The sequence below is a fragment of the Shewanella sp. Isolate8 genome, assembly GCF_022398495.1.
Lineage (GTDB): Bacteria > Pseudomonadota > Gammaproteobacteria > Enterobacterales > Shewanellaceae > Shewanella > Shewanella aquimarina.
Window position 1 is genome coordinate 285,355 of the sequence record NZ_JAKEVI010000003.1, and the last position, 12,230, is coordinate 297,584.

Below are 12,230 nucleotides of genomic sequence, written 5' to 3' on the forward strand. Positions count from 1 at the left end.
TGACTAGACTAGTCAACGCCCCTTTCTCCTTTATGTCTGCTTCCGACTTAGCTTAGGCCAAGACGAGGAAACCCCTTAGGCCAAGACAAGGAAACCGATAAAGGTCAGTCCGGCCGCCAGTAAAGCGTAGGGCAGCTGGGTCACCGCATGGCTCACCAGGTTACAATCTGAGCCCTGGGCCGCCAGCACGGTAGAATCAGAGTAGAAACAGGCCTGACTACCGAAGGATGAGGCCGACAACAGGGCGCCGATCACCAGCGGAATATCAGCATTCACCGCCTGGGCCAGTGGCATCACGATAGGGATAGATACCGCGAAGATCCCCCAGCTTGAACCTGTGGCAAAGGCCAGTATCGACATGGTCAGGAAGACCACGGCTGGCAGCCACTGAGAAGTCATGAAGGGGCTCAGGTTGCCAATCACATATTGCGGCAGCATCAGCTTGTCGCACACATCCTTAAACACGAAGGCGGCGATAACCGTGCCGATAGCTGGCAACATGGATTTAAAGCCGTCGAGCATCTGCTCCATCATCTCAGACAGTGGCATCAGGCGCTGCACCCCATAATAGGGCAGGGTCACCGCCAGGGTGGCGATCAGCCCCTTGAGCACGTCGATATCGAAGTAGACGGTAAAGCCAACCAGCAAGAGGATAGGCACCATGAAGTTGTGTAGCTTGCCAAGGTTATCGGCATGCTTAAACTCCTCTTCGATCGCCTTGAGGCTATAATCATCCGAGGTCTGCACCTCATCAAAGGCATCGACCGCCTTGGCAGGTTTACCCTCCAAAGCCGCCAGCTGCGCCTTCTTCATCGGGCCAAAAGCAGGCACTATGCCCAGGATCACCAGCAGCACCATGGCCACCGCCAACCAAGCGTAGAGCATGTAGGGAATGGCCGACATATAGACGCTGATCCCTTGGCCCTCGCCCGCCACTCCGTTGTCCACCAACAGGCCACCGAAGAAGACGGCCCAGGTCGATAGCGGCACCAGCACACAGATGGGCGCGGCGGTAGAGTCCACCACATAGGCCAGCATCTCCCGCGACACCTTAAACTTGTCGGTCACCGACTTCATGGTCGAGCCCACAGTCAGGGCGTTGAGATAGTCGTCGATAAAGATCACCACGCCCAGGATGAAGGTCATCAGCAGGGATGACTTAGGCCCCTTGGCATACTTGAGCGCGTGGCGACCGAAGGCCATAGAGCCACCCGTCTTAACCAGGAGGGCGATCAGGGCGCCAAAACCGCCACACACCAGAATCAACCAACCTATGGTTTCATCGGCCATGACAGAGAGCGAGATATCGGAGAAGTTATTCAGCACCTGATCGGGTTGATACAAGACCAGACCCACTAAGGCACCTATGATTAACGAAAGGATTGGACGGCGTAGCCAAACCGCTAACACCAAGACCACCACAGGTGGGATAAGACTTAAGGCTGTCGCGTCAGACATGGCTTAAGGTCCTTCTAAAATTGAGCCGATACGGCAAACTCATTTTACTCGGCGTAAAACCCCAAAGTTTATACGCTTAATTGCTGCTTTATTATGGACATAACGACGTTCGCCCTTGGCGAACCATGCCTTTATTTTTGTACCCCAGCTAAAACATCGGGCGCAAAATAATCTGCATTGGAGACTGAGTCAATCAGAAATAGTTATCCGGCGACAAAAAATTTTTAAGCCCCAAACACAAAGCGCACAAGGTATTGATAAATAACAATATAAGCAAAATATGATGCGCTAATCTCGCCTACCTTCTCAAAATAGCTTATGCAGCCAAAGCGCGTAATTAATAAGAGTGCATATGCTTATTTCCTCTCTATGATGAAGGCTGCTAGGCCCTGGCCACTCATCTGCCCACTCGCTTGCCTGACTTACTTGCCCACTTGCCCGCTTACTTGCCTAATTAGTGCTTTGTCTGCTCAATCACAAATTTTCATCTCAGAGATGACACGCACCTAAAGCGTGTTACTCTGCCACAGGTGTCAATCAAAGGAGCTGTACCATGACTCAATCAAACGCTGCCCCACATTCTCACGCAGCACACGCTTCTCCCAAAGCCATCCGTCCGCTCGACTCGGCGACCCCTATCATTCTCGACTGTGACCCGGGCCACGACGATGCGATCTCCCTCATTCTGGCGCTCAGTAGCGAGCGTCTCAATCCACTGGCGGTCACCACTAGCGCGGGTAACCAGACACCCGACAAGACCCTCAATAACGCCCTGCGGATCCTGACCCTGCTCAATCGCCCAGACATGCCGGTGGCAGGCGGGGCAGTTAAGCCCCTGGCCAGGGAGCTGATTATCGCCGATAACGTTCATGGCGAGAGTGGCCTAGACGGCCCAGAATTGCCAGACCCGGCCTTCGCCCCGTTAGCACAAAACGCCGTCGAGCTGATAGCCGAGAAGGTGCGCCAGAGCGCAGTACCTGTGACCTTAGTGCCGTCGGGACCGCTGACCAATATCGCCCTGTTTATCGCCAACTATCCCGAGCTGCACAGCAAGGTCGAGCGCATCGTGCTAATGGGCGGCGCCGCCGGAGTGGGTAACTGGACCCCAGCCGCCGAGTTCAACATCTTCGTCGACCCAGAGGCGGCCGACATGGTGTTCAAGTCGGGCATCCCAATTACTATGTGCGGCCTAGACGTGACCCACGAGGCACAGATAATGGATGAAGATATCGAGCGGATCCGCGCCATCCCCAACCCTGTGGCCCAATGCGTCGCCGAGTTGCTAGACTTCTTCATGATCTACCACAGAGATCCTAAGTGGGGCTTTACCGGGGCGCCGCTGCACGATCCCTGTACCATCGCCTGGCTGCTAAAACCTGAGCTATTCACCGCCCAGGATTGCTGGGTCGGCGTCGAAACCAAGGGGGAATATACCCAGGGGATGACGCTAGTGGATCGCTATCAGCTCACAGACAAGGCCCCTAACGCCACCGTACTGTTTGGTTTAGATCGTCAAGGCTTCGTCGACCTGATTGTCGACTGTCTCAGCGCCTATAATCAGTAGACAGCCCAGGGAGGGTTCGCCCTCCCCCCTAGGCGAGAGGAAACTATGACCAGACTGTTAATTCTCGGCAGTGCCAATGCCGATCACGTGATGAACCTGGAGCACCTGCCCAGCCCTGGACAGACCCTGATGGGCCAAGGCTACCGGCTGGAGCACGGCGGTAAGGGCGCCAATCAGGCGGTGGCCGCGGCGCGCCTGAGCCGGGAGGACACCCGAGTCGACTTCATCTGTCATCTGGGCCAAGATGCCATAGGTCAGGCGATGGCCCAGGCGTGGCAGCAAGACGGCATCACGCCGGATGGCATCACCTACACGGACCAGCAGCCAACGGGCACGGCGATGATCTTCGTCGCCGATACTGGCGAGAACATCATAGGCGTCTCGGCCGGCGCCAACGCCACCCTGACGCCCGAGGCGCTCGAGCCCCACCTTGAGCTGATCGCCAAGGCCGATTACCTGCTGCTGCAGCTGGAGACGCCTGCGGTAACTGTGCTCAATGCCCTGGAACATGCCAAGGCCAACGGGGTAACCACCATACTCAACCCAGCGCCAGCCATGGTAATAGGCAAAGACCTGTTCCGTCTGGTGGATGTGATCACCCCCAACGAGACCGAGGCCGAGGCCATTACCGGTATAGAGGTGATCGATGAACAGAGTGCCAAGTTGGCGGCGCAGATGCTGCATCAATTCGGGCCAAAAATAGTGATCATCACCCTGGGCAAGCGAGGCGCCCTGCTCAGCACTAAAGACCAATGCGCCCTAATACCAGGCGTTGAGGTGAAGGCCTTAGATACTGTGGCCGCCGGCGACACCTTTAACGGTGCCCTGATGGTGGCCCTGGGTGAAGGCAAATCGATAGAGCAGGCGGTAGCCTTTGCCCATCGCGCCGCCGCCATCTCGGTGACCCGCGCCGGCGCCCAGCGTTCTATCCCCTATCGCCACGAGCTGGCAGAGCACGAGTAAATAACTGAGGCAGCCCATATTTTACGATAGGCTGCCCCCACTACTCACACATAAAATCACTCAAGCTGCTGAATAACAATGTAAAACAAGTTTTACTTATTTATGATAAAATACTGTTTGCTTTTTAGGCAGCCTGGGCGTAATCTTGCGCCGCCTGACTATCTGGGGCAATAGATGATCATTACCAACAAGTGCTCAAAGCCAACTAGTAGTCAGCGCCTGCAAGTGAGTACCAGATTAAATACTGAAATGAGAGGAAAACCATGAGCAAGAAATCGCGCCGCAACGCGCACGCTCACCACGAGAGCGGCCGAGGCGTCATCAAGGATAACGCCTTAAAGGCAATCGTCACCAGCGAACTGTTTAAGATGCGTGTCGAGAAACCCAAGAAGGGCAAAGGGTCATACAGACGCCAACAACAAAAGGGGCATATGCTAAAGGGCAATGCCCCTTTTGACTTATTAAGCCCCGCCATTGCAAGTTAAGCCGTCTACTCACTGCTCATTCCATCCCCTTTTATCCCCCATCAGTAATTTTTCTCAACAGCACATTTGGCCATAGCTTTCCCACGCAAACTGGGTCAAAATCGCCTCTATCACTCTTTGCTTATTTTCGTACCAGGGCCTCGCTAGCATGTCTTCCCATTCTCAAACCGATCCAGCACAACTGCCTCGGCTGGTTCCCGTTTCGTTTCTGGCCGTGGTACTCATCTGGTCGACGACTCCGCTGGGGATCGTCTGGAGCAGCGAAACTGTGCATCCCACCATGGCGGTGCTCTCGCGCATGGTGATCGCCCTGTTCATTGGCAGCCTAATCATACTGTTTAGCAGCATACGCCTGCCCTGGCACCGCACCGCCTTCAGGCTCTACGCCTATTCCGCCATAGGCATAGTCGGTGGCATGTTGCTGAGCTATTTCGCGTCGCGCTACCTGGCCTCTGGCACCATGTCGCTGCTGTTCGGCCTCTCCCCGCTGGTGTCAGGACTGTTAGCCCAAAAGCTGCTGAACGAACCTAAATTCAGCCCCATGCGGATCCTCGCGCTTATCCTGGCGTTCTGCGGCCTGGGGGTGGTCTGCTCGGCCAAGCTCGCCCTGGGCAGCGATACCTGGATAGGCCTGGTGTTGATCCTATGCGCCGTGTTCCTCTTCAGCCTCAGCGGCGTGCTGATCAAGACGGTGGACCTGGCGATTCATCCCATCGCCAGCACTGTCGGAGCCCTGCTGTTTTCGACCCCCCTGTTTGCACTGGCCTGGTTAATCTTCGATGCCAGCCTGCCGGTAGAGACCTGGTCGATGCGCTCCATCGCCGCCATCTTCTACCTGGGGATCTTCGGATCCTTGATAGGTTTCATCGGCTACTTCTATATCCTGCAGCACCTCAATGCCAGCACTGTGGCCCTAGTCACCCTCATCACCCCTGTCTTTGCCATGGCGCTGGGCGCCCTGGTGAATAACGAGCAGCTCTCCCAAACTTTGATGATAGGGGCAGGCCTGGTACTGGCGGGGCTCGGCCTGTTTCAGTGGGGAGATACCCTGCTGGCCCGCAGGCGAGCCGGGCTCTCTACGCCGCGCTAGCCCACATAACCTGCGTCAGCCTAGCGGCTTAACGACTTAGCAGCTTAGTGATTTAGCGGCCTAGCTGGCTGGCCTGGCGCTCTCGCCGGGTGTAACTAACCTCAGCCTTATCCGGCCCCGGATGAGTCTGATGCTGAGCGCCGCCCGCGAGGCTGATTAACTTGCAGATGTAATCGATACGCTGGCGGTAGGCCTCGCTGCTGGCATACAGGGTCCGGTTGACCACGAATCCCAGCAGGGGTGATAGACTATTTAACCTCATTGCCGACTCCTTAACCTCACTACCGAGGCATCTGGTGCTATCCCTTAATGGAGCATAAGGCGTACCAATCCAGCCAAGGGGCATGCAAGCGATTAAATCGGAAGGGATTTAGGGAAAGGATATTGAGGCAAGGGCTAGAAAGGCCAGAATAGCGTCAAGAAATTGCGCCTTGCCAGGCTGCCTTAGTCGTCGGCCTTCACCAGATGCAGACGGCTAAGATCTTTGTTCCACAACTTGATGATCTTGAGAGTCTTGTCTTTGTTCCAGAAACATTTACCGAAGAGGATGATACCTGCGCCCTCGAGATCCTCACGATCTTGGATATCGAATCTTTTACACAGCGCCTCCTTAACCTCCTCGATAGGAATGCCCACATCCTTACAGTCTGCGGGATTGAGCCAGAGCATCGCCTTGTCGGCATGGGAGATAGTGCCCCAATACATACGCGGCGCATGGCGCTCGTTGGGCTCGGCATCGGCAAAGTTGACGAACAGGTTCTTGGCCCGCCAGCGATACTTGTCATCGGTATAGATCCAGAGATCTGAGTCGGCCAGATCGCTGCCCCGCAGCAGGCTATGGAGGAGTTTCTGTAGCCCCTGGGTCGCTATCTTAGGCTCATCAGGTGACTCGGCGCTTGAGTCATCCTTGGGCTCGCCTTTTGCCTCTGCCTGAGCGAGATAACTCCCCTTGGGGCTCTCCACGCTGCTATCTTTCTCGGCGTCAGTTGGCTTTGTCTCTGGCTTTAGCTTTGTCTCAGCCTCTGTCTGTGCCTTGGCTTTAGTCGGCGACGCCTTACGTCTCGTAGGCATGCTGAAATCTATCTTCAGGGCGTCGCTCTCCAGCAACTGCTGGTTCACCTCCAGGGCATCCTGCTCCTCCTGCTTACGGCTGGCGGAGGGGTTAAACTCGGGGCAATCTGGTTGATGATAGCGCGAGCCGAAACAGGCCGCCTTACCGTCGCGCGAGGCCTTGCGAAAATAGGCCTTACCGTCACATACGGGGCAATAGAGTTGCTGACGCAGCGCCTCTATCTCTTGCTCGCCGAGGCGCTGAAAGTTAAACACTGAATAGGTTTTCTCGGATTGCCCCTCTACCCGGCAGACGGCATCTAACATAGGCTTACTCCGCCGCCTCAAGATCAGACGATGAACTCATTTTCTCTGACTGCTGGGCCAATACCGCCTCGGGCTCACCGCCGTTTAGCCAGGCGATAAAGAGTTCATACCAGATGGCCAGCACCACGGCGCCCAGGAAGAGGCCTATGATGCCGGTAAACAACATGCCGCCGATGGCGCCTATCAGTATCACGGGCATGGGCACATCTACACCTCGGCCCATCAAGATGGGCTTAAGAATATTGTCCGAGATGCCACCGAGGAAGACCCAGACGCTGAAGATAGTTGCCGAGGTGCCTTCCATGGAGGAGTAGGCATAGCCTATCAGGGGCAACACTATGATCAGTGCCGGCAGCTGGGCGATCCCCAGAAACAGGGCCACCAGCGTCAGCAGACCCGCGGCGGGCAAGCCGAACACAAACAGGGCCGAGCCGATCAGCATGGCCTGGATAAAGGCCACCCCGACCACCCCGAGCAGCACGCTGCGGATGGTGGCAGCGGTCAGGCTGGCCCAGGCGTGAGCATTGGGGCCTACGGCCCTCACTGCCAGCTTACTCATGGCGGCGGCACACTGTTCTGAGTTAGCCATAAAGCCGGCGGCGATCAGTAGCGAGATGATGAACATCACCAGGGTGGCCAGGCTGCTGCCTATTACCCCTGCCAGCGCCGCGAAGCCCGCCTTGATCTCGGGTAGAAAATGCAGGATAGCCTTCTCCAGATTGCTGGCAATACTGTGCCACGCCTCAAACAGGCGCTCGCCTATGATGGGGATCTCGGCCACCCTCTGGGTCGGCTCGGGTAGGTTGATCTCGCCGCTCTGCAGCACCTTAAGGGTATTGGACACTCCCTCGAAGATGGAGCCGGAAACCACCACGAAAGGCGTCACCAGTAGGGCGATCCCCACCAGGGCGATTAGAGTTGCGGCCAGACCACGACGCCCCTTTAACAGACGCTCCAGTCTATGGGTTAATGGCATCAGCGCGACGGCGATGATGGCTCCCCACAGGGCTGGCACTATGAAGGGCCTGACTATGTCGTAAGTCCAGATCACTAAGATAGCGAGCAGGCCTATGCGTATCGCCGCCTCTGTCATATTACCGATAAAGGCCTTGCGCTGCTGCACATTGGCTTCATTGTCCATAACTTTCCCTTCCCAGCATGTGTAAGTGTCCAACTAAAGCGCTAATCCAATTCGTCGGGCGTTAGCGCTGAGCAAAATATAGCCGATAGTCTCGATGAATCCCACAAGTAAAACAAGACTATAGCCCACATTCAGGTTGAGGGGGCTGCCCTTATTCCCTGAGCTTATTCCCTAACCTTATTCCCTAATCTTAAGGCTAATCATCACAGGTGCGTGATCTGTGCTGTGGCTGTCGCGCTCATATTGAGGATTGATCAGGTGGCTATCATAGGTGTGATACTGGCTCACCTCCGCCAGACACTGATCGTTATGGGAATCGAACTCGTTGGAGAGCAGGATATAGTCGATCACCTCTCCCTGGTTAAGATGATAATGTGTCGCTGGACGCGCCACGGAGACGGGACTGTACTGCGAGCGCTCGTGAAGCAGGTAGCCGTCCTGCAGGCGATAGGCCTGAAACGCGCCCTCTCCCAGCTCCCCAAGCAAACGACTATCCTGACTCACTAGGGCCGACAGCACACCGCCGGCTAAACTATCGTTAAAGTCGCCCATCAGGATCACAGGGTTGCCGGTTTCGACCCGGCGCCTGGCGATAGCGAGCCGCAGCAGACTCGCCTCTGTGCCGCGCACCAGAGAAGACGCCCACTTGGCCGCCGCCTCGATGGCAAACAGGGCCACCTTTTCACCGCCCTGGCTATCAGGCTCAGCAAGCGCTGCTGTTGGTTCACTCCCTGAGCTCTGCACCGATGTCTGTGCCAACTCGGGCTCAAACTGAGCACGCTTAGACTTAAAATGCACCACGTAGCAATCGCAGGGGCCGAGGTGAGGCAGGGCTATGGTCGCCCTCAGGGGCAAGCGACTGTATTGAAACCCAGGGGCGATACCCATCAGGCTGGCGACCGTCTGATCGATAGTGCAGGCCTCACAGCTCAATATGGGATACTTGCTGGCGAGGGCCAGCACTGGGTGGCGATAGATGAAGTCGTCGCTGACCTCAGGCGTATCGACGGTGACAAAATGGGGATAGCCCGCTTCGGCCAGCAGAGCCTGCAATGCCTCTATCGAAAACACCTCCTGAAATCCGATGACGCAGGGGTCATGGCTCGCCAGGTAGCGCCTTATCCAGTCACATTTCTGCTGCCACTGGGCCTGAGTGTAGATGTTATTAAAATCGTAATAGGCGTCGGGCGGCGCGATGAAGTTGTACAGATTAAAACTGGCGATCCGTATCTGGCTCGCCGTTGCTGACGTTTGGGTCACATCCCCTCCTCTACGCCTCTACTAACTGCCAAATCTATACTAACAGCCAAACCTATACTAACGGCAAAGCCCTTACTCGCAGCAAAGCCATCATGAGTAGAAAAGCCCTGCCGCTAGCACCGTTACGCATCTCTCCTGTCTCACTCGCAGCCAGGCTCAACCCCAGGGCATATCAAAATAGACTCTGACGAAGAGATCTTTGCTCCAGGGCAGAATCGGCAGATAGTCGGGCGAGTCCACTGGGCCCCTGGCATAGGGGTCTAGATTATACTCGTTATATTTCACGCTGAAGACGAGCCGACTCTCGGACGACCAACTGTCGGCATCATAGCTAAGGCTTGCTTCCAGCTGATTCTCCAACCAGTCGCTACCGTCGTGCCACTGCTGCGCCGCCAGGCTGAGATCAAACGCTTTGCCCAGGGCAAACTGAGTCGCCGCCGCCAGGGTGTAGGCGCCTGTCTTATTTTGAAAATCTTCCCTGTCATAGCCTCGCGTGCGGGGGACATCGTCGTCGATCTCGAGGAAGTAATAACCGCCCCCTAGCTTAACATCGGCCTCGAAGCCCTCTCGCTGGTAGCCATAGCCCAGCGCCGGAAACAGCCGTACCTGTTTCTCCACCGAGCTGACGGTATTACGCTTGCCGCCCAGGCTCACATCCCAGAAGAGGCGAGAGTGCTGCGTGAGTGAGACAAGATCGCCACCGGCGCTGTAATAGGAGCTAAACCAGACGGGAATATGGTCCGGGTCGAGTTCATCGACATCGTTGTCGACGAAGATATTCAGCTCACCCGTGAGTTTGATGTCACCCTGGGTGAGATGGCTCAGGCCAATGCTCACTCCTGCGCCTAAGGTGTGCGAGTCGGCTTCATCCACATAGTAATCGTGACCGCCGACGCCAAGACGCCAGTCCAGGGCCGTGGCAGGCGCACTCAGCAAGGCCCCCGCCAGGGACCAGGCGATGATGGATGAATCTATCTTAAAAGCCATGTTTTCTTCTCCGCGCAGGGAAGCCGAGTTAATCCCTCGACTCAAGATGACAGTTTTGAAAGTTAAGCATAAATTACCTTTTTTGTCAGTTAATTACCGCCACTTCTGCGACAACTGTTATCTAAGTAATCGCCAGGGCTGTCGCCTGGACTATTCCCCTTGGGATTCCCCTATACATAGCCGCTAATCCCCAGGTTGACGACGGCTTATTATCAATATTTTTTTGAAAGTATATGTGACTTTCCTCTGTTTTTATCGGTGAAAGAGTCACGTAGAATCAGCCTCACTTTCGACATAAAGAATCGACTCAACCGACATAAAGAATCGACTCAACCAGAGGATGCTTAGCATGCAACAACTCAGTTTCTACACCAATAAGCGCTACACCACTAAGGCATTCGACCCTAGCCGTAAGATCGCTCAGGAGAAGGTCGAGGAGATCAAGCAACTGCTCCGTATGAGCCCCTCTTCGACCAACTCTCAGCCTTGGCATTTCGTGCTCGCTTCGACCAACGAAGGCAAGGCGCAGATTGCCGAGGCCACCAGCGACTTCGCCTTCAATACAGATAAGATCCTCAACGCCTCCCATGTGTTGGTGCTCTGCACTAAGACCAGCATGGATGAGGCCCACCTGCTAAAGGTGCTTGAACAGGAAGATACCGACGGTCGTTTCGCCGATGAGGAGGCCAAACAGGGTCAGCACAACGGTCGCTCCTTCTTCGCCAACATGCACAGAATCGAGCTAAAAGACAGTCAGCACTGGATGGAGAAACAGGTCTATCTGGCGCTGGGCACCCTGCTGCTGGGCGCTAGCCTGCTGGATATCGACGCCACCCCTATCGAGGGCTTCAACGCCACTAAGCTCAATCAGCTGCTGGCTCTGCCGGCTAAAGGCTACGCCGCCTCTGTGGTAGTGGCCCTGGGCTATCACAGCGAGGAAGACTTTAACGCCAAGCTGCCTAAGTCGCGCCTGCCTATCGAGACACTCTTCACCGAGATCTAACCGGTTACGCGATTTATCCGGCCGATGGCGATGCATGCCCCATGCATCGCCTTGCCCTCTTTCCCCTGCGACTCCTGGCCCGACAAGCCGATAAGACTTGCCTTCTATTTGCCCCCTTGTCATAGTAGAAATTATCGCCAGTCACGGATGAGACTCTCAGTATGCTCCTTGCCAAATCGAGCCCGACAGCAGCCAGACTAGAGGACGACTCATCGTCCACCCAATGCTTTGCTATCAAAGGTGATAATCCCCTGATCTGGCCACTACTCACCCTGTTGAAGCGAAGCAATCGTAGCTGGAAGGTACACCACCTGGCCGCCGCCCTGCAGGAGAAAGGCCTGATGCGCGAATTGGACAGCGACCCGCAGAAGGCCCTGTTTAAACAAAACTTCCTGCTGATGAACGCCCTGTTTGAGTTGCAGGCCATGCTGCTGCCCGGCAGCTACCTGCAGGTCAAGGCGATGGAGATACAGATATTTCGCATCCCTCCCAGTAACATAGAGACTCAGCTGAGCCAGGACGACGCCCTAAGAAGCTATTATCTAGACTGGCAGCACTATGACACCTGCCCGGATATCATTCAGGAGATGCTGGAATCTTTCTGGCAACGCTATGAGGACTATATCGGCACCCGCCAAAACGCCCTGCCCAAACGCCTCGCCCTGGAGGTGTTTGAGCTAGACCAAGACGCCACCGACAGAGAGATACGCAAGCAGTGGCGAAAACTGGCGCTGCAGTGGCATCCCGACCGCGACGGTGGCGACGCGGCTCAGTTTAAGCGAGTCTGCGAGGCCTGGCAGACCCTGCGGGAATCTCGCTAGCTAAACCTCATCACCTGCCCAGCCTCTTCTCGGGTAAGCAGATCCCAGAACTTCCGCTCAGGTCACACTCTGCCCCCTTTT

At 55.8% G+C, this 12,230-nt stretch carries 12 protein-coding genes; 6 read left to right on the forward strand and 6 right to left on the reverse strand.

Annotated features, from left to right (window positions below):
• Nucleotides 1–75: 75 nt before the first annotated feature.
• Nucleotides 76–1,458, reverse strand: coding sequence for a Na+/H+ antiporter NhaC family protein (locus L1D43_RS13735; protein WP_239852434.1), 1,383 nt, complete (start codon nt 1,456–1,458; stop codon nt 76–78).
• Nucleotides 1,459–2,011: 553 nt separating this feature from the next.
• Between L1D43_RS13735 and rihA the strand changes: the two genes are divergently transcribed.
• The 4 genes from rihA to L1D43_RS13755 all read left to right on the forward strand — a co-directional run bounded on the left by rihA (nt 2,012) and on the right by L1D43_RS13755 (nt 5,560).
• The gene (rihA, locus tag L1D43_RS13740; RefSeq protein ID WP_239852436.1) at nt 2,012–3,022 is read left to right on the forward strand and encodes a pyrimidine-specific ribonucleoside hydrolase RihA; all 1,011 of its coding nucleotides are present in this window, start codon (nt 2,012–2,014) and stop codon (nt 3,020–3,022) included.
• A gap of 45 nt (nt 3,023–3,067) precedes the next feature.
• A complete protein-coding gene (gene rbsK / locus L1D43_RS13745) occupies nt 3,068–3,985 on the forward strand; it encodes a ribokinase (protein ID WP_239852437.1) in 918 nt (305 codons plus the stop codon).
• A 263-nt stretch (nt 3,986–4,248) separates the two neighbouring features.
• Nucleotides 4,249–4,470 carry a ribosome alternative rescue factor ArfA gene (locus tag L1D43_RS13750; RefSeq protein ID WP_239852439.1) on the forward strand — a complete coding sequence of 74 codons (222 nt, stop codon included), beginning with the start codon at nt 4,249–4,251 and terminating at the stop codon, nt 4,468–4,470.
• Between the two features lie 148 nt (nt 4,471–4,618).
• Nucleotides 4,619–5,560: a DMT family transporter gene (locus L1D43_RS13755; protein ID WP_239852441.1), complete on the forward strand. Its 942-nt coding sequence runs from the start codon at nt 4,619–4,621 to the stop codon at nt 5,558–5,560.
• 52 nt (nt 5,561–5,612) lie between these two features.
• On the opposite strand, the gene L1D43_RS13760 is transcribed toward L1D43_RS13755, so the two are convergent.
• From L1D43_RS13760 to L1D43_RS13780, 5 genes are all read right to left on the reverse strand, one after another.
• Nucleotides 5,613–5,822 (reverse strand): hypothetical protein, encoded by a 210-nt coding sequence (locus L1D43_RS13760; protein WP_239852443.1) that lies wholly within the window; start codon nt 5,820–5,822, stop codon nt 5,613–5,615.
• 182 nt (nt 5,823–6,004) lie between these two features.
• A complete protein-coding gene (locus L1D43_RS13765; RefSeq protein ID WP_239852445.1) occupies nt 6,005–6,937 on the reverse strand; it encodes a hypothetical protein in 933 nt (310 codons plus the stop codon).
• Nucleotides 6,938–6,941: 4 nt separating this feature from the next.
• Complete coding sequence (locus L1D43_RS13770) at nt 6,942–8,078, reverse strand: AI-2E family transporter (RefSeq protein WP_239852447.1); 1,137 nt, start codon at nt 8,076–8,078, stop codon at nt 6,942–6,944.
• Nucleotides 8,079–8,255: 177 nt separating this feature from the next.
• The gene (locus tag L1D43_RS13775; RefSeq protein WP_239852449.1) at nt 8,256–9,338 is read right to left on the reverse strand and encodes an endonuclease/exonuclease/phosphatase family protein; all 1,083 of its coding nucleotides are present in this window, start codon (nt 9,336–9,338) and stop codon (nt 8,256–8,258) included.
• Between the two features lie 156 nt (nt 9,339–9,494).
• Nucleotides 9,495–10,325 (reverse strand): hypothetical protein, encoded by an 831-nt coding sequence (locus L1D43_RS13780; RefSeq protein ID WP_239852451.1) that lies wholly within the window; start codon nt 10,323–10,325, stop codon nt 9,495–9,497.
• 349 nt (nt 10,326–10,674) lie between these two features.
• On the opposite strand from L1D43_RS13780, the gene nfsB reads away from it, so the two are divergent.
• Nucleotides 10,675–11,328 (forward strand): oxygen-insensitive NAD(P)H nitroreductase, encoded by a 654-nt coding sequence (gene nfsB / locus L1D43_RS13785; RefSeq protein WP_239852453.1) that lies wholly within the window; start codon nt 10,675–10,677, stop codon nt 11,326–11,328.
• A gap of 161 nt (nt 11,329–11,489) precedes the next feature.
• The gene (locus L1D43_RS13790; protein ID WP_239852455.1) at nt 11,490–12,149 is read left to right on the forward strand and encodes a DNA-J related domain-containing protein; all 660 of its coding nucleotides are present in this window, start codon (nt 11,490–11,492) and stop codon (nt 12,147–12,149) included.
• Nucleotides 12,150–12,230: the final 81 nt, after the last annotated feature.